This window comes from Flavobacterium yafengii, from assembly GCF_030010375.1.
In the GTDB taxonomy this organism is placed as follows: domain Bacteria; phylum Bacteroidota; class Bacteroidia; order Flavobacteriales; family Flavobacteriaceae; genus Flavobacterium; species Flavobacterium yafengii.
This window is the reverse complement of the sequence record NZ_JASCRY010000003.1, coordinates 241,847-262,271: the sequence shown is the minus strand read 5'-3', so window position 1 is coordinate 262,271 and position 20,425 is coordinate 241,847. Positions and strand designations below refer to the sequence as shown.

Sequence of the window (20,425 nt, the reverse complement as noted above, 5' to 3'; positions counted from 1 at the left end):
TTTTAATATTATTCATGCCGCATAGGCATTTACGTTCATAAATAATATTCTAGAAAAACTAGATATTGAGAAATCGAAATCTATAAGAGTTATTTCATGAAATATAATAATTTGATTATTAGTATGTAAAATTGTTAAATACGCAATTTGTCACAATAACAAGAAAATACATTTACAACATTATACATAAAAAATAAGCAGAAATTAACCTAATAATGAGAATCCATGAATAAAAGCTTTCATTTAACTATTCTATTAATACTATTTATTCCAATTACATTATTTTCTCAAATAAAAATAACAGGCAAAATTTTCAATCAAAAAGATGAAGTTTTAGAACTCATAGAAATACTTATTTTAAATAAAGATTCAATTGCAATAAAAAGCGAATTGACAAATGTTAATGGCGAATTTTCTTTATCAACTGAAAAAGGAGAATATTTTTTGCAAGTAAGGCAAATGGGAATCATTTTATACAAACAAAAAATTAATGCAAACCAAGACCTTCATTTAGGAATAATAAAAGTAACCGAGAAAGAACAGAAACTAATAGAAGTTGTTGTAACTAATCAAAAGAAACTTATAGAGCGCAAAGTAGATAGATTGGTTTTTAATGTAGAGAGTTCTATTGCTGCTGCTGGGGGGGATGCTTTGGATGTGTTGAAGGTTACTCCAGGATTACGAATAGAGAATGATGCTATTGGTATTGTAGGAAAAAGCAATATTAATGTGATGATAGATGATAAAAAAATTCAATTTAACGGAGAACAATTAATCGCCTACCTGAAGACAATACGCTCTGAAAACATTTCTAGAATAGAAGTGATTACAAATCCATCAGCTAAATATGATGCATCAGGAAACAGTGGTATAGTAAATATTGTTTTTAAAAAGAACCAAAATTTAGGTTTTAATGGTAGTGTTCAATCAAGTATTTTGAAAAATACCTATTTCGGTGGATCGAATGGTTTGAATTTTAATTTTCAAAACGAAAGATTAAAAATTTCATGGAAGGGTAATATTTCTAATAATAAAAATAGACCGTTAGAATATAATAGAATCGAAATAGAGACAGAACTCAGAGAAAATAATATTCAAAGAAAGGTATCTGCAAATATGTATAGTTCTAATTTAGGCGCGGATTATAAGTTGTCAGATAAGTCAAACATTGGGATTGCTTATAGTTTGGTTAAAAGAGATTTTAATAATCAAGGGGAGACAACTACTCTAATAAAAAAAAATAATCTTTCCCAAAATATATTTTCAAACACAAAAAATAATTTTTATGGATTGATTAATTCAGTAAATGGGTATTATAATTATAAAATAAATAATAAGAAAGTTAGTGTTGAATTAAATTACATTACCAATATTACAGATAATAATGTTGATAACACAAGTAATTCTCTCAATTATAATAATTCCCGAAATTTCACTAAAAATGGATTCAAAATTAGAACAGCTCAAATTGACTTTGAATTGCCAAATAGTTGGTGTAAAATTGAAACGGGTGCAAAAATAACAGATACTGATGCTAATAGTGAATTTACTTACTCTGAAAACAATGTTATTTCTGAAAACATCTTATTTGATTTAAATGAAAAAATAGGAGCTTTGTATTTTTCGTCAATGAAGAAAATTAGTAAAAAATGGGAAACTACTTTCGGTTTTCGTTTTGAGAATACTAATGTAAAGGGAGTTTCACAGTCACACGAAATAAACAAAAACACTTATAATAATTTATTCCCTACTCTTAGTGTATTATTTCAGCAAAATGAGGAATCAAGTTGGTCCTTAGCATATAATAAAAGAATAAACCGTCCAAATTATAATGATTTGAATCCTTATAAATTGTACGACACACCATTTTCCTATATTACTGGAAATCCATATTTGAAACCCTCGATTTCAAATAATATAGAGTTAAGTTACACCCACAACAATTTAAACCTAACTTTCTACGGATCAAGAATTCAAAACAACCAAGGTATTTTATATTCTATAGATGGGGATTTTCAAGTTAAAAAACCTGAAAATTACTATAGCCAGAATAGTTTTGGTTTAAATATGAGTTACACGCATAAATTTTTCAAAATTTGGCAATCCTCTTTCTATGCTGATGGCAATTATAATAAGTCTACCTCAGATGTTATTTTACAAGCTTCGAAATTTGAAGGTTGGGGAGGTTTTTTCTCTTCAAATAATAACGTATTTATAAATAAAACAAAATCATTGATATTATTTGCTAATTATTGGCAGACTACAAATACGAGGCAGGATTATAGAATTATAAAACCAAATGCTAATTTGAGTATGGGTTTTAGATATTCATTATTAGAAAAGAAATTGCAACTTTCCTTTACTGTAAAAGATATATTTAGGCAGGAAATGAAAAGAGGATTGTCAATTATTGAAAACGGGATTAATGTCTATGATAATTACTACGACGCAAGAAACTGTACAATTTCGGTAAGTTATAGATTCGGGAATAATAAAGTAAGAGGAAGTCAAAAAAATGTGATTAATGACGAGCAAAATAGAACTTTAAAAGAATAGACCTTTTACATATATAGATTTTAAGAATTGATTCTCTGTTTAATCACAAGCTAAACATATGAATAATTCAATCTATGCTGTGTCCAATTCTTCAGACAAGATTAAAGTTAAGAATTAGCATTAGTGCAATAACTGTTTTCACTATAACAAAAATTAAAGGTTAAATTAAAATTTTAAAAATCATGTTAAAGAATCGTCTAAAAGAATTATTACTAAAAACAGGTAATTCAAAAAAATAGAGGTTATTAAAGATTCAGTATTGGGTCTATAATACCACCTATATGTTCCAGATTAGCCTCTTGTTCTTGTAACGGAGTAGATGAGCCACCAATTAGAGATTGTGCTTGGAATGCTGATTAGTAAATATTAAAGAGAAATTTACAAACAGTGACTCATTGATACTTAAATACGGTGTCTATAGTTGGAAAATTAAATAAAGTATTTTTCTTAAACTATTCATATAAAACTAGTTTAAGTTTAAAAGTTAACATTAGCGTTAGGCGCCATAATATTAATGTTATAACCGTTGTCATTGCAACAAAAAATGAAGTTTAAATTAAAAATCAAATTAAATGTTAAAAAATCGTTTAAAAGAATTATCTAAAAAAGGTGATAATTTCTCAAAAGTTGAAATTATTAAAGATGCTGGTTTGATGCAAATAAGAGGAGGTCTAACAGATTTGTCTCTGTCAGATCCTACAACTTGTGGAAAATTAACGACTTGTGGATGGAATAGTGATGTCTGTCCAAACTTGACAAAATGTGACTGGAATGGTTAAAATTTGGGCAAAGCGTAAGCTTTGCCTATTTTTATTTAAACTTAAAAATAGCCACTGACAGACTAAAACAATAAAACCAATTGTAAATAGAATATTTTCAATTGGTTTTAATATAAAATTCAAACCTTATTTTTCACAAACCTTCTTAGAATAAAATATGGTGTAATAATAAAATTGCATTTATTCGATTTTTAAACAGTTGTAAAAACATAAAAAACATACTTGCAATTTAATCGACAACAAATATTTTGTTGGTTATTAAGTTGATGGGTACTGCCTAAAATTATTTAAATTAAATATGAAACTAACAAGATACCATTTAACAACTGACCACTTAGATGAATATGGATTTCAAAATAAATTAATTATTTTTTCCACTAGATCTGGCTCTTCAATGCTCTTAGATACTGATGTATACAAGGATTTACAAGAATCAAATTTTAAAGAACTTGATGCGGAAATTGTGTCCTTATTACAAGAAAATCAAATTATTGTGAATAAAGAAGAAGATGAGTTTCTGACAGTTGTAACCGAAAATGAAATAGGAAGAAATGGAGTCAATATTCTATCAATGACAATTCAGCCATCCGCTAATTGTCAGTTGGGTTGTCATTACTGTGCTCAAAATCATAGTAAAGATTACGCTAAGGATGATGTAATTGAGAAATATATTGAAAGAATACTTCACTTCTTGGATTTGGATAAAGTTGAGAGATATACTGGAATTAATATCACATGGTATGGAGGAGAACCATTAACAGGATTGACTTCAATAAAAAAAACAACAGAAAAACTATTAGAAATATGTAAAGAACGTGATCTTTCTTATTCCGCTACTATGATAACTAATGGATTGAGTCTTAAAGATAAAATATTCCAAGATTTAGTTACGAATTATAAGATAAGAGATTATCAGATTACAATTGATGGAACCGCAGAAACCCATGATAAAAGAAGAATTACAAAAGAAGGAAATTCTACTTTTGATATTATTATCAATAATATAATTGCATGCACAAAGACCGAAGCTTATCAATCAAAAAAAGGTGGTATTTCAATTAGAATCAATATTGATCAGACAAACCATATGTTTGTAGATCCATTGCTAGATTATATAGTTGAAAAAGGAATTAATGAATATGTTTCAGTAAGTTTTGCTCCTATTGTTGATTGGGGAGGAAATGACGCTGGTAAAATAGGTCTTAGTAACAAAGACTTTGCGGAAAAAGAGATTGATTGGCTAATGAAATGCTATGATAACAAGATTAAGTTTTCAAATTTATTGCCCAAAAGAACCTATTATGCATGCATGGTTGAAAGACAAGATTCTGAGGTTTTCGATGCGTTTGGGAACGTGTTTACCTGTTGGGAATTTCCTTATACCGACACTTATGCCACTGATGAGCATAAAATTGGTAACTTGTTTGACGACCCTAGTACTTTCAATACAAATGCTACTCTAAGAGATTGGCCAGAGGTAGTTAAATCGGGTGATACTTGGTGTAAAGAATGCACGCATTTACCTGTTTGTGGCGGAAGTTGTCCTAAATCGTGGTACGAAGGAACTCCAGCTTGTCCTGAGTTTAAATTTAATTACAAAGAAAAATTATTGTTAGATTATTATACAAGAAATAATAACGATTAAAAATGAATTTCATCCATCAACATGACCAAATGGATTGTGGTCCAGCATGTTTAGGCATGGTTAGTAGTTTTTATGGAAAAAATTACTCATTAGAAACATTAAGAAACAACTCCTTCATTACGCGTGAAGGAGTTTCTTTATTGGGAATAACAGAAGCTGCTCAAAACATAGGTTTTGACGTCGTTTCAACTAAATTAACTATTGAAACTCTTTTAGGAGAAAAAGATTTATTACCATGTATTGTACATTGGAATCAAAATCATTTTGTAGTAATTAAAAAAATATCAAAAAAAATATTTTCAAACCAATATAATTTTAAAATAGCTGATCCGGGTTATGGTATGATCTCTTTAAATGAGGAAAAATTTAAAAAATCATGGATCGCAGATGATAATAAAGGTGTAGCTTTATTTCTTAAACCGACAAAAAAATTCTATAATTTAGATCCTTCTAAAGCCGAAAAATTAACGATTAAATACATGTTGAGTTATCTAACTCCCTATAAAAAGCAATTGTCATTAATGTTTTTAATGTTATTTTTAGGTAGTGGTTTAACTTTGATTTTTCCATTTTTGACCCAAAATTTAATAGACAAAGGCGTTAATAAAAAAGACTTAGGCTTTATAGGTGTCATTTTGTTAGCTCAATTAGGTGTGTTTCTAGGTTCAGTAATTATAGAGATTATTCGTAATTGGCTCATGCTATTTGTTGGAACTAAAATCAGTATTACTATTATATCCGATTTTCTTAAAAAATTATTACAGCTCCCCATAAAGTTTTTTGACACTAAAATGATGGGAGATTTCAATCAAAGAATACAAGATAATGAAAGAGTAGAAACTTTTTTAACTTCCCAAAGTCTCGCTACATTTTTTTCTATAATCACTTTTTCTGTTTTTTTTGGAGTACTTTGTTATTATGATATTAAAATTTTATTTGTCTATTTAACGCTAACCTTTATTTCAATCTATTGGTCAATCTATTGGCTAAAAAAGATAAAAATTTTAGATTATTTCCGTTTTCAACAACGGAGCAATAATCAAGAATCTATTTATGAAATCATAAATGGCGTTACCGAAATGAAACTCAATCAATTTGAAGATTTTAAGCGCAATGAGTGGGAAGCAATTCAACAAAAACTTTTTAAAATAAATATTAGAATATTAAAACTCAATCAAATTCAATCTTCTGGTTTCGAGTTTGTTAATCAACTCAAAAATATTGTAGTAACATTTCTTGCTGCAACATACGTAGTTGAAGGAAATATGACTTTAGGCGAATTGTTGAGCGTTTCATTTATTATTGGACAAATGAACTCACCTGTTAATCAATTAATTGGCTTTTTTAGATCTTTGCAGGAGGCGAAACTTAGTCTAGAACGATTAAACGAAATGCAAAATCACCCAATAGAAGAAAGTGAAAGCTTATTAAAAATAGCAAAGCAAAATTTAACTTCTGATAATAATACTGTAAGAGGAATTAAATTCAATAATGTTTCTTTTCAATACGAAGGACCAAGATCTCCCTATGTTTTAAAAAATATTAATTTGTTTATCCCTGAAGGGAAAATTACCGCCATAGTAGGTGCAAGCGGTAGTGGTAAAACAACTTTAATGAAATTATTGCTAAAATTTTATGCTCCAACCGAAGGAGAAATATTCTATAATGCCGCAAATATAAAAGAACTTTCTCCAAAAAGTTTAAGAGAAAATTGTGGTGTAGTAATGCAGGATGGTTTTATTTTTTCAGATACTATAGAAAGGAATATTGGTACTGGAGATGAAATAGTTGATAAGGAAAAATTAATTAAAGCAGGTAAAATTGCTAATATCGTAGAATATATAAGAACATTACCGCTTCATTTTAACACCAGAATTGGAGCATCTGGAAATGGTATTTCTGGTGGTCAAAAACAAAGAATTTTAATTGCTCGTGCCGTTTATAAAAACCCACATTATATTTTCTTTGATGAAGCTACATCAGCTCTTGATGCTGAGAATGAAAAAATTATACATGATAATCTTCAAGAATTTTTTAAAGGGAAAACGGTTATTATTATTGCGCATCGTTTAAGCACCGTAAAAAATGCTGACAACATCGTAGTCCTTAAAGATGGTAAAATTGTAGAACAAGGAAATCACCCTGAATTGGTTTATAATAAAGCCAGTTATTATAATTTGGTAAAAAATCAATTGGAATTAGGAAATTAGTATGGAAGAATTGAATGACGGATTGAAAATTTATAGTGAACAAGTAAGAGATGTTCTTTCAGATCTACCTCTAGCTATTTTAAGATGGGGAAATTTACTTTTTTTAGCTTTAATAAGAACAGTATGTTATGATATTTTAATTACCACTGTCTGAATTTAACATAGTTTGCCTAAAAAAGACATCATTTGTTAAAGGTTACTGATGAAGTTTTTTTATTCTTTTTTGAGTAGCTATTTTCGAATAATTAATTTAAAATTAATTATTTATGAATAAAATTATCTTGCTCATAGCCATAATTATGGCATTCTTTTTTATTAAAGTTATCACATTAAATAGTACACAAACTAAAAGCCTTTCCCTATTTCAAAAAGAATTTCGTAAGGGAAGAATAGCATGCTGAATCGCTTATTTTATGGCACTACAGAAGTGATTGTAAAAAGTTATCTAAAAATTGTAGATAGTTAATTTTATCCGGCTATGTATCACCCTCGGCGCAGCTGTCGAGGGTTCCTATGTTTAGTACTTTACATTTAAAATTTTAACATTTATTACAGTAAAACTACCTCATTTGTTAAAGTAGGTTAGAGTTGTTTTTTTATTGTTTTTCAAGTGGTTACTTTCGTTTATGAATTTTTAATACTTCATCGTAAAACATCACGAAAAAAACTTAAAATGAAAAAAATCATCTACTTAATGCTATTATTAAGTGTTACTTTAAGTAATGCTCAAGACAGAATTACATTCACCTACGATAATGCTGGCAACCAAATCCAAAGAAGTCTGTGTCTTCAATGTACAACTTCCAAAACAGCGAATGTTAAACCCAAAGAAATAATAGCATTGAAAGAAGAAGATTTGCAAAAATTCTTCCCTGAAGATGTTATTTCCTATTACCCTAATCCTGTAAAAGAAGAATTGTATCTTAAATGGGAACTTATAGAAGGTAATCTAGTTACTTCTATACAAGTATTTGGTTTGAGTGGGCAATTGCTAAAGTCATATTCTGGATTAGAGAAAAATAATACTCAAAACATTCCTTTTCAAACATACGCATCAGGAACATATCTAATTGTTTTGTCTTACACCAATGGGGAACAAAAAAATATTAAAATCATTAAACAATAGCATATGAAGAATTTTTACTTTACCCTACTATTTGTGGGATTCTCTTTTTTTGTTTCTGCACAAGATTTAGAAGGAACACCTGTGCAAGGTTTGAAACCTATAAAAAGAATGCCAAATGCGCTAGAAAAAACATCAAATACTACGAGTCGAGTTAATCAAACTGCTAAAATACTGCCTGCTTCGGCTATAACTCCGACAGGAACATCTACTGAAGTAGGAATAACCGAAGGACAACTGTCAGTTTCACTCACCGGAGGAGCCAGCTATAGCATTCCTATTGCGATGTCACCAGGAATCAATGGGGTTGTTCCACAAGTAAGTTTAACTTACAACAGTCAAGGTGGTAACGGAGTGGCAGGTTATGGTTGGAATATCTCGGGAGTTTCTGCCATTACCAGAATTCCATCAACCAAGTTTCATGATGGTACAATTGATGCCGTAGATTTTGATAATCTGGATCGTTTTGCTTTTGATGGGCAACGCTTGATCGTTAAGAACGGCGGTGTTTATGGTGGCAATGGTACGGTTTACGAAACCGAGAGTTTTTCCAATGTAAAAATAACCTCTTATGGAGTACATCCAAGCGGTGCAAATTACGGTCCTGCTTATTTTCTGGTAGAATACCCAGATGGCTCCAAAGCTTATTATGGAAGGAATCAAAACCAACGATCAATAATGGAATGGGGAATTGCCTCTTGGGAAAATCCGCAAGGAGTACAAATTGTCTATGAATACATAGACGCTACTATTCCATTGGTTATTAAATCCATCTATTATGGAGCAATAATTGAAGAAGCAGGAATCAACAAGATTAATTTTCTTTATGAAGTAAGAAAAAGACTAGAACAGGTTTATGCTGGTGGGCAAAGCTTGGTAAATAACAAAATTCTAAAAAAAATTCAGGTTACTGGTAACGGTGTTGGTTTTAGGAATTATGATTTAGCGCATGATTTGACCTCGTTAGGTTATGAACGCTTGACAAGTGTAACCGAAAAAAGTGGTGATAATACCAAAAGCTACAATCCTACTATGTTTAGCTATGAAAATACTAATGAATTAATCACATATTCACCAATTACAGCCAGTTTGACCGTTGGAAATATATCATCACAAAATACTTCAACCGTTTCTGGAGATTTTGATGGAGATGGTAAAATGGATTTCTTACTGTATCCCACAACGGGTACCGATAGTAAAGCAAAATATTGGCTTTTTTCCGACATCAGTTCAGGAACTAGCACAAATATAGGTTGGGAACACCCTGTGGGTAAATTTGATGATATTTTCCCGGTCTCATGGTTAAGTTGGAGTAACAAATTGATGCCGATGCAGGGATGGGCCGTTATCAAATTAAACTCCTCCACAGATACCACTACTTTTAGTACTTATTCTGCGGGTATTACAAGTCCAATTTATTTTCAATACGAAAAAGCATATCAATTCCCGAAATTCATTTACTATAATGATTATAATTGTGGCGGCAATGAGCCAATGCTGCAACGAGTCAATAACACTAGTAGGATTATTGTTCCAATTGAAGAGGAACCACCTCTGCCGATTGAACTAGATATACCAAAAAGTTATGTAAATGGAGATTTTAATGGTGATGGTCTGACGGATGTAGTTGCTATCGAAAAGCCAATTACCTATTCTTATCAGTATGGATGCTACGGATATACCACAACACGTTCTGGAGGAAACTCTTATTTTGTAAACCTTGACAGAAGATTGACTGCTGATTTTGTAAATCATGCGGGCTACATAACATCCAACGCGAACAGCAAATTTATGGTTGCTGATTTTAACGGGGATGGAAAATCGGATATATTTGTTTTTGATGCAGGTTTTCTAAAAGTTTATACATTAAGTGATGCTAACTATTTTGTATTGCTCTATCAAAACACAACAGCTGATACTAGCATAGTTCTTGATAAACCAATCTTGATGGGGGATTACAATGGAGATGGAAAAACCGACTTTATTATTCCAAAAGCATATGGAAATAATTATGCGAAATATACATCAACTGGTGTATCATTTATAAAAACCGATGTAATTTATAGCATTCCTTATCAGCAAAATAATTCAGCCGATACCTTTCAAATTATTCCAAGTGATCTAAATAATGATGGGAAAACTGATTTGATTTTAGTTAGAACATATAGAAATAACACCAGTCAAACAGCTACAATAGCAGGAATTAATTCATACCAAAAAGGCTTTGTAAGTATGCGTTTATTCAGAAATATGGATTCTAATTTTGTTTCAGATATGTATAAGGAGACAGGACTACAAAGTAATATAGTAGCCTATCCTTTGCCTATCTTTCTTTCTGCAGACAAGCTTAATAAAAAACTTGAAATTTCCTTTGCTTCAAATAATAACATTCATCATTTCCAATCTCAAAAGGACTTTAGTGTTGACCGCTTACTTAGTACCATCACCACAGGCAATGGCGTTACCGAATCCATTACTTATCAACCATTAGATCCCCATTCAACAGAAGGTTATAATTCTATTTATACGGATAGCGGTTATACAGAAAACTATCCAAATACGGATATTGTTGTAGCTCCAACATTTCAGGTGGTAACAAAATTGGAAAAACAAAGTACAGCTGTTTATAAGAAACAATTATTTTCTTATTATGGTGCGGTTTCTAATTTAGAAGGCCTTGGTTTTCTGGGGTTCCGTTCTACGATGCGGACCAATTGGCATGATGATAACACAACCATTATATCAAGTATTTCAAAATTCGATGTAAATTTAAGAGGTGCCAATACCGAGAATTATTCTGTGCTGTATTTGGGGTATCTTTCAGGTAATTATACGGCTACTGATTTTATTTCAAAATCTTTACTGACATATGAAAGCGAACTTTTACCAAGCAAAGTATATAAAATCAAGAATACCATTTCACAACAGTATAATGGGCTGGACAATACCAATAGCGAGACCACAACCGTATATGACACCTATAATAATCCCACGCAATCGACCACAACGCTCAAAAATGGAACAACCATAGAACAAACCAGCGTGAGTAATGTAGGGTATGACAACCAACCGGCAGCATCGACCTATTATATTGGCAGACCCACCAGCAAAACACAAAGCGTGACGGCTTCGGGAGATACCATGACCAGTGAAGAATTATATACATTCACGAATCATCTGCTATCTCAAGTAAGGAAAAAGGGACATAATATGGATTATATTACCGAGGACAATATTTATGATACTTTTGGCAACATCACAAAAAAAACAATAACAGCAATAGGGCTCACACCAAGAGTTACAAATTATGAATACGACACCTCGGGGCGTTTTTTAACAAAAAGTATTGATATTGAGGGATTGGCAACAACATTTGCATATAACACCAGCAACGGATTATTAAACTCCGAGACCAATCCATCTGGCTTAAATACATCTTACAGTTATGATGCTTGGTTTAAGAAAATAAAAACAACCGATTATCTGGGCAAAAGCAATACCTATAGCTATACTCGAAGTTCCGAAAAATCCATTGTAACCACCACTGGACATGATGGCAGTGGCAGTCAAGAAGTATTTGACGATTTGGGAAGAAAAATTACATCGGCAGTCAAAGACCTCAATGGGAATTTTTCTACTGTTTCTTATTTATATGATATTTATGATCGAAATTATAAAGTAAGCGAACCATATTTTGGTACCAGTCCAACCCAATGGAATGAAACTCAATATGACGTTTATAGCAGAATAAGCCAAAGCATTTCCTTTACGGGAAAGACAGTTACCATGGGATATTCCGGATTGACCACAACGGTGAATGACGGAACAAAAACCAAATCTTCAACAAAAAATGCCATAGGCAATGTGGTGGCTATGACCGATACACCAGGGGGGACTATCAACTACACTTATTTTGCCAATGGCAATTTGAAAACTACAAATTATGGCGGAGTAATAACTAACATAGAACAGGATGGCTGGGGAAGAAAGACCAAACTGATAGATCCCTCAGCAGGAACGTATACGTATACCTATAATTTATTGGGAGAAACCACCAGTGAAACCAATCCAAACGGAGTTACGACCTATACTCTTGATGCTGTAGGCAAATTGACCAAGAAAACTATAGTAGGAACGAATACCAATAGCGAATCGACTTATGTTTATGACACAGCCACCAAGTTGCTTACGTCAAGTGTATTTAAGAATATTTTAGAAGGAAATACAATTACGAATAACTCGTATGAATACGATTCTTATAAAAGATTGTTTAAAACGACCGAAACAACGCCTTATGCCACTTTTACCAAACAATTCACCTTTGATGCTTTTGGCAGAATAGATAAAAAAACCAGTACAGCGGTAGTATTGGCAAACGGAAAAACAAGTGCAAAAACCATAAAAAACACCTACCAAAATGGTTCTCTTTGGCAAATACTCGATGATGCAACTAGCCAACCGCTTTGGCAAACCAATACGACAAATGCAAGAGGTCAATTGACAACTGCCTCCATTGGCAATGGTAATATTGCAATTACGAACACCTACGACAACTATGGATTTGTAACTCAAATAAAACATGATCGAATAGGTATAAGCCCGGGTAATGTGATGACTTTGAACACGGTTTTTGACCCGCAAAAAGGAAACTTGACTAGCCGCACCAATAGCTTGTTTAACTGGAACGAAAGTTTTCAATACGACAGTTTAGATAGGTTAACTTCTTATACGAATGCACAAGGATTGCAAGAAACCCAAACCTATGACGACCGAGGTAGGATAACGCAAAACGCAATAGGAACGTATAACTATACTACTACAGCCAAACCGTATCAAAATACCTCGGTAACCATTACACCGGAGGCCAAAACCTATTATACTCCCAAGCCTACCCAAAACATCAGCTATAACAGCTTTAAGAGCCCCGTGCAAATTGAGGAAGCAGGCATTGACAAAATCAGTTTTACTTACAACGATGGTAATGACCGTAGCACTATGTTTTACGGTGGATTGCAGGACGACAAACTGCTTAGACAATACCGCAAGCACTTTTCTGCTGACGGTACTATGGAGATAAAACAGAATAGTGCCACTGGCGAAGTAGAATTTGTAACCTATATAGGCGGCGATGGTTATACTGCACCAATTGTATTAAAAAGTAACGGTACAACCCAAAATTATTTATATTTACACCGCGATTACCAAGGCAGTATTCTGGCTATAACCAACGACACTGGACAAGTGTTAGAAAAACGCCTCTTTGACGCTTGGGGTAATATTGCAAAAGTACAGGACGGAACAGGGAATAATCTGAATGGACTTACTATTCTTGACAGAGGCTACACGGGGCATGAGCATTTGCAAAGTGTAGGACTCATACACATGAATGGGCGCTTATATGATCCTAAGTTGCATCGTTTCCTGCAACCCGATAACTATGTGCAAGACCCATTTAATACCCAAAATTATAATAGATACGGGTATTGTTGGAATAATCCGTTTAAATACACAGACCCTAGCGGGGAGTGGATTTGGATTGTAGTTGCCGCTATTGTAGGAGGTGTTGTCAATTGGGCTACTCACGGTTGCCAGTTTAATATGGAAGGACTTAAAGCCTTTGGAATTGGGGCAGCTGCTGGTACAATAGGAGCACTTACAGGAGGGGCTGCATTTGCTGCTGCGGGAGGAGCTGCAGGAGGAATCGGAGGTGCTTTAGCCGGTGCTGCTGGTGGTGCGGCAGGTGCTGCATACTCACAAGTTGTTTTGAGCGTAGGAAATCATATTGCTTTTGGAGACCCACTAATGTCGGGTAAAGAATTTATCACAGGTATTGCTTTTGGAGGTGTACTAGGAGGTGCTACCAATGGTATTGCAGCTTTGAGAAACGGCAGAACATTTTGGAAAGGCACACTACCGAATCCTCAAGTATCGCCAATATCTTTGCCAAGTGTTGGTATCAAACAAGGACAAGCCCCTGAAATAAAAACAGATGCAAAATTGCCTAGTACGACTCAGACTAACACAGCTCCAACAACACAAGCCAACACGACTGGTAAAGTTACTTTTACAAAAAATATTGACGGTAATGGTTATAAAATTGATGGTCTTGGGATCATAGATGATGGTGCTGGTACAAATTCAGTATATCAAGGTATAGATAAAGCTACTGGACAAGTAAAATATTATGGAATAACAGAGAGAGTTCCTGATGTAAGATTTGGCGAGCACTTTAATTCCATTGGTACTGGTAAAGAATTATTGAGATACGAGGTAATTGATGGAATGGAAAATTTGAGTAGAATAAATGCACGAATATTAGAACAATCATTGATAAATCAAGCAGGAAAAAGTAACTTATTAAATATCAGAAACTCTATTGCACCAAAATATTGGGTTCAGTATGGCATAAAAAATTAAAAAATGAAACGAGTAATTGTAAAAAAAGGGGATATCTTTTTTGTTAAAATTAATGATACTACCAAACGCTATTTTCAATACATAACAAATGATTTAAAACAACTTAATAGTGATGTGATTAGATGTTTTAAAAAGATATACTCAATAGAAGAAAACCCAAATTTAGCCGAAATAATAAAAGATGAAGTATTTTTTTATGCACATTGTGTAGTTAAGTTTGGAGTTAAACTAAGTTATTGGGAAAAAGTAGGTAATATAACCAATGTAGGAACTTTTGAGCATATTTTGTTTCGCGGTACTAATGACTATGGCACAATAGAAGGAGAAGAGCCTATTAAAGTTTCAAATAATTGGTATGTATGGCATATAAATGATGTCGTTTCTGAAAAAGTAGGAAAACTTGAAGGAGAAAATAGGAAGGCAGAAATAGGAATTGTTATGGATCCCGAAAGTATTGTACATAGAATTAGAACAGGTTGCTATGATGGATTTTATCCAGATTATGAATAGCTACTCTGATCGATCAGATATAGAAAAACCACGATGGCTGGGAAATACAAGAATTTCTCTCTTGAAAGATTGCGCGGAATTGCATTCCGTGTCCACAAATAAAAAGATTTAAGTGTATTGAAGCATAAAACGATCTAAAATTATACAAATGAAAATCCAAATTGTTTTATGGGTTCTCAATAGACTTAGATTAATTAATTTTATAATAGTAACAAGAAAAGAATCAAATAAATAAAATGAAACGAATACTCTATCTATTTCCACTGCTTTTTTGCATGTGCACGTCATCAGACGACGCTACAAATCAAAGCACTTTCAGCACAGCAATAACACCGTCAAAAACAACGGTTACTATAGACGAACCTTTTACCGTTACGGTTACAAGCAATGAAACAATGAAGTGGATGGCGGTAACTAAAGATGGCTCCGACCCGGTTGATTTTAGTGGTTCAAATTTTGGAACTTCAAAGGAGTTATATTTTAATTTTGACACTTTGGGTACCAAAACGATCAAGATAAAAGTCAAAAACGAGAAAGAGGAAGAAACGACAAAAACAGTTGTGGTTACGGTAACCAGAGGCAATGCCATTAAGATTACTGGCTTGCAAGTGAAATCGTTTTACAAGATGAGTACTGCTTGGGATCCGGAATATGCTGCAACGGATAGTAACCGTTTGGCAGATGTGTCATTTGGTTTGGTTAAACAACAACAAAGTAATCCTTTTTCTAGCGACTATTTTAATAATAATTCTTGGTGTCGTTCCACCGTCAAAGAAAATCAGGGCGATTTAACATGGGATTTGTCATCCTTAAATTTATTCATCAACCCAAATGCTTCTTTGCGATTTGGATTGGCCGATATAGATGGTCAATTGGGACAAGATTTACTAAATGGTCCACCGGATTATAAGACCATTAGTTTTTCTTCCTATCTTGCTACCAAACCCAGCACGATAACCTACTCCTTCCCGGAAATAAATCTAGAGTTTATAGTATCGGTGCAATGGCCATAAGATTAATATTTAGTAGGATAGAATAAACCCATGAAATTCAAACTATTTCTTTTAATGACACTTTACACCTCACTCGCTTTCTCACAACAGGAAGCGAGTGTTTGGTATTTTGGACAAAATGCAGGACTTAAATTCAATCCGGATGGTAGTGTTAATTCATTAGGAGATGGTAAACTAAATACAAGTGAAGGTTGTGCTTCTATTGCTAATAGCAATGGAGATTTATTATTTTATAGTGATGGTCGCACCGTTTGGGACAAGAATCATGTAGTGATGCCAAATGGAGATTATCTAAATGGGACTGGCTTGTTTGGAGATATTTCTAGTACTCAGTCCGCTATAATAGTTCCCAAACCAGGGAGCCCAAACCTATATTATATTTTCACATTGGATGAGCCTCACCAGGAGAATGCTGCTGTATATCCTAATGCATTTTCCGGAAATTACATGGAAACGGATAGTGGTAAAACACCCGATAATGATGATGGATTAAATAATGGGTTGAATTATTCGATTGTTGATTTAAGCAAAACCGGTAGTAATGGTAGTACAGGAGACATTGTAAGTAGAAACAATCATCTGATTACTTATGATACCAATCTCTTAGGAGAAGAAATAAAATATAAGTGTTCAGAAAAATTGACCGCTGTAAAAGATGCTTCAGGAAATGGTTATTGGGTTATTACACAGTTTACAGATAATTTTTACGCATTTAGAGTAACATCAAGCGGAGTAAGTACTACTCCAGTAAAGTCAGCTGTTTTACCCAGTATTCCTACCTTTGGATATCGTAGAAATGCGATAGGGTATCTAAAAGCATCTCCAAACGGCAAAAAATTAGCAGCCGCTTTTGATCAAATTGATACGGCAACTAGTCCTTATAATAATTATAAAGGCTCGTTGTATACATTTGATTTTGATACATCGACTGGTATTGTTTTAAACTCTAAATTAATTCTTTCTGATGTTAAAGCCTATGGAGTGGAGTTTTCTAATAATTCTAATGTTCTCTATGCGAGCTTTAATGCTTCGGTAGGTAATTCTTATCAGTTGGCACAATTTGATTTATTGAGTATGGATATTCCTAATTCAAAAACAGAAATTTTCGGGGGTAGTTATGGTGTTGGAGCTTTGCAATTAGCACCAAATAGAAAGATTTATTTTTGCACATACAGTTTTGAATCTTTGGCAGTTATAAATAATCCAGATATTTTGGGATTAGGTTGTGATTTTGATAAAGAAGGACAGAAACTTGCCCCAAATACAAAACGTATTTTGGGTTTACCTCCATTTATTACCTCTTTTTTCGATGCATTTTTTGATGCAAAAAAATTGTGTCTGGGAACTGCAACTGAATTTACATTAAATTCATCGGAAACCATTACTTCTGCCACATGGGATTTTGGCGATGGGAATACATCAAATGATTTAAATCCAACACATACCTATGCAACTGCAGGAACTTATACAGTTTCGGTAACAGTGACAGGTGTAACAGGTTCTACGGCAAAAACTAAAGATATTGTTATTTCACAAGTTCCCACAGCAACTGCTCCTCAAAACATGCTAATTTGCGACGATAATAATGATGGCTTATATACTTTTGATTTAACCACACAAAACCCGGCAATTCTTAATGGTCAGGATCCAAGTTCATATAGTATAAACTATTTTGCCAATGCTACGGATTACACCAATAATGTAGCTATTGCGGCTCCTAGCAATTACATAAACACAATTCCCTATCAGCAACAAACCATTATTGCTGAAGTTTCTAACAAGGTGAATACAACTTGCAAAAGCACCACAAGCTTTAGTATTGATGTTTTTGATTCGTCAATGCCGAGTTTAGCCATAAACATTCTAAATCTCACTGTTTGTGACAATACAAGTGTTGGTACAGATACCGATGGACGTGTAATTTTCGATTTAACACAAAGAGCATCCACAGTTTTAAACGGACAATCGGCTACCCAATTTTCACTTTCTTACTTTAAAGATGCAGCATTAACCCAACCTATAGTCATTCCTACAACCTACCAAAATACAAATCCTTTAGAAACGATATACGTGAAAATGGTTAATAAAGACAATGCGAGTTGTTCGGCAACAACATCGTTTACAATTCAGGTGTTGGCTTTACCGATAATTACCAATGGTGTCGATTTAAAACAATGTGATGATAATACTGATGGTTTTAGTGTTTTTAACTTAGAAGAAGGGATTTCTAAAATAACAAATAATGCGTCATCAGAAACCATTTCTTTTTATACAACGCAAACTGACGCTCAAAACAATATCAATCCAATAGCAAATGCTACAACCTACACCAATCAAATTGTAAGTGTAGACAAAGTGTATGTGAGAGTTACCAACAGCAATGGCTGTTATAGAATTGCACAACTGAATCTCATTGTTTCGACCACGCAAATTCCTTTAAATTTTACACAAACTTTTACGCAATGCGATGATGCAATTTCGGGCACGAATACCGATGGAATCAGTTCATTTGATTTTAGTAATTTGACCAATCAAATTCAGAATATTTTCCCCATTGGACAGCAATTAGACATTACTTATTATAGAAATTTAGTCGATGCTCTCGCCGAAAAAGAGGCCATCTCCGATATTTCAAATTATAGAAACATCGGTTATCCAAATACCCAAAACGTATACATTCGTGTAGATAGCAGATTGAATAATGATTGTTTGGGCTTAGGAAGTCATATCACGCTCAACGTAGAATCAATTCCAGTTGTAAAACCTGTTATTGAGAGTCATTGTGACGACAATCAGGATGGGATGTATGCTTTTGACACTTCAGGACTACAAACTAACTTGTTAAACGGATTAACCAATGTTACCGTTGCTTATTTGGATCAAAACAATAATTCATTACCCAGCCCTTTACCGAATCCTTTTACAACGGCTTCGCAAACGTTAAAAGTGGTCGTAACGAATAACACCCTAAAAGCCTGTTCTTTTGATTCAACTATACAATTTATAGTTTCCGATTTGCCTGAAGCATTTCCGGTTCCAACAACATTAACTACGATCTGCGATGATGAAACAGATCCTAATTTGCAGGATGGAAAATATGCTTTTGACACTTCAACCTTCCAAAACACGATACTAAATGGACAAACAGGAATGACGGTTCATTATTTTGACGGAAATAACAATCCGCTTTCGAATCCGCTACCTAATCCGTTTGTTACGGAAACACAAAATATAAGAGTAGAAGTCATTAATCCCTTAAACAATACTTGTGTGGCAACTGTAATTCTTCCGTTTGTAGTGAATCCAGTACCGAACATCAATTTAGTAGGAGACGAATTGGTGTGCAGTAACTTATCTACATTTACAAAAGTAATTGATGCAGGAGTTCAAGATGGTAGTCCGATTGCTAATTATAGCTATGCTTGGTTCTTTAATGGAAATCCAATTGCAGGCGAGAATAATTACACCCTAACCGTGAATAAAGCAGGTATTTACACCGTGGAAGTTTCCAATGCACAAGGCTGTTCCAGAACAAGAACCATTACGGTAATGGCCTCGGATATAGCCAAAGTAACAGGAATTAATATTGTAGATTTAGCAAATTCCAATAGTATCACTATTTCGGTATCGGGTGCCGGAGATTATGTGTATGGTTTGGATGAAGAATTTGGAGCTTACCAAACGGAAAACACTTTCACCAATGTTCCTGCAGGAATCCATACGGTTTTTGTCAAGGATTTGAACGGTTGTGGTGTAGTTCCAAAAGAAGTAGCCGTATTGGGAATACCTGATTATTTCACGCCAAACCACGATGGTTTCAATGACACATGGAATATTAAAGGCGCAAATGAAACACTAAATGTAAAAACGATCATCCAAATTTTTGACCGCTATGGGAAATTAATTAAACAAATCAGTCCGATAGGCGAAGGCTGGAATGGAACATTTAATGGGCAACAAATGCCAGCAACGGATTATTGGTATTCAATACAACTGAAAGACGGTAGAATTTTGAAAGGGCATTTTGCTTTGAAACGTTAAGACTTTTCTTGAGGGTAATGCTAATTGATATTGATTTATAATTAAGCTTACTGTACTTTAATGGTATTTTTATCCTACTAGTCTTGACTGGATGTAAAGTATATTAAAAACAATAATGTACTGTATACTAA

9 protein-coding genes are annotated in these 20,425 nt (G+C 33.4%); all 9 read left to right on the top strand.

The annotated features are described in order from the left end of the window. Positions 1-225: 225 nt before the first annotated feature. The 9 genes from QLS97_RS11460 (at position 226) to QLS97_RS11420 (ending at position 20,294) form a co-directional block, all read left to right on the top strand. A complete protein-coding gene (locus QLS97_RS11460) occupies positions 226-2,556 on the top strand; it encodes an outer membrane beta-barrel family protein (RefSeq protein WP_282716802.1) in 2,331 nt (776 codons plus the stop codon). Between the two features lie 572 nt (positions 2,557-3,128). Next, complete coding sequence (locus QLS97_RS11455) at positions 3,129-3,335, top strand: hypothetical protein (protein ID WP_282716801.1); 207 nt, start codon at positions 3,129-3,131, stop codon at positions 3,333-3,335. Between the two features lie 394 nt (positions 3,336-3,729). Beyond that, a complete protein-coding gene (locus QLS97_RS11450) occupies positions 3,730-4,980 on the top strand; it encodes a radical SAM/SPASM domain-containing protein (protein ID WP_282716799.1) in 1,251 nt (416 codons plus the stop codon). A 2-nt stretch (positions 4,981-4,982) separates the two neighbouring features. Beyond that, entirely contained in the window at positions 4,983-7,190 is a 2,208-nt protein-coding gene (locus QLS97_RS11445) for a peptidase domain-containing ABC transporter (RefSeq protein ID WP_282716797.1), read from the top strand. A gap of 673 nt (positions 7,191-7,863) precedes the next feature. Further along, positions 7,864-8,316: a T9SS type A sorting domain-containing protein gene (locus QLS97_RS11440; RefSeq protein WP_282716795.1), complete on the top strand. Its 453-nt coding sequence runs from the start codon at positions 7,864-7,866 to the stop codon at positions 8,314-8,316. 3 nt (positions 8,317-8,319) lie between these two features. Beyond that, positions 8,320-14,730, top strand: coding sequence for an RHS repeat-associated core domain-containing protein (locus QLS97_RS11435; protein ID WP_282716793.1), 6,411 nt, complete (start codon positions 8,320-8,322; stop codon positions 14,728-14,730). A 3-nt stretch (positions 14,731-14,733) separates the two neighbouring features. Next, entirely contained in the window at positions 14,734-15,240 is a 507-nt protein-coding gene (locus QLS97_RS11430; RefSeq protein WP_073355264.1) for an Imm26 family immunity protein, read from the top strand. A gap of 236 nt (positions 15,241-15,476) precedes the next feature. Continuing rightward, positions 15,477-16,253 (top strand): hypothetical protein, encoded by a 777-nt coding sequence (locus QLS97_RS11425; RefSeq protein ID WP_282716790.1) that lies wholly within the window; start codon positions 15,477-15,479, stop codon positions 16,251-16,253. Positions 16,254-16,283: 30 nt separating this feature from the next. Beyond that, the gene (locus QLS97_RS11420) at positions 16,284-20,294 is read left to right on the top strand and encodes a T9SS type B sorting domain-containing protein (protein ID WP_282716788.1); all 4,011 of its coding nucleotides are present in this window, start codon (positions 16,284-16,286) and stop codon (positions 20,292-20,294) included. Positions 20,295-20,425: the final 131 nt, after the last annotated feature.

Bases quoted from the DNA above. Each gene is read 5' to 3' on its own strand.
- QLS97_RS11445 (WP_282716797.1), top strand. From the start codon at position 4,983: ATGAATTTCATCCATCAACATGACCAAATGGATTGTGGTCCAGCATGT.
- QLS97_RS11435 (WP_282716793.1), top strand. From the start codon at position 8,320: ATGAAGAATTTTTACTTTACCCTACTATTTGTGGGATTCTCTTTTTTT.
- QLS97_RS11450 (WP_282716799.1), top strand. From the start codon at position 3,730: ATGCTCTTAGATACTGATGTATACAAGGATTTACAAGAATCAAATTTT.
- QLS97_RS11455 (WP_282716801.1), top strand. From the start codon at position 3,129: ATGTTAAAAAATCGTTTAAAAGAATTATCTAAAAAAGGTGATAATTTC.
- QLS97_RS11420 (WP_282716788.1), top strand. From the start codon at position 16,284: ATGAAATTCAAACTATTTCTTTTAATGACACTTTACACCTCACTCGCT.
- QLS97_RS11460 (WP_282716802.1), top strand. From the start codon at position 226: ATGAATAAAAGCTTTCATTTAACTATTCTATTAATACTATTTATTCCA.
- QLS97_RS11440 (WP_282716795.1), top strand. From the start codon at position 7,864: ATGAAAAAAATCATCTACTTAATGCTATTATTAAGTGTTACTTTAAGT.
- QLS97_RS11425 (WP_282716790.1), top strand. From the start codon at position 15,477: ATGAAACGAATACTCTATCTATTTCCACTGCTTTTTTGCATGTGCACG.
- QLS97_RS11430 (WP_073355264.1), top strand. From the start codon at position 14,734: ATGAAACGAGTAATTGTAAAAAAAGGGGATATCTTTTTTGTTAAAATT.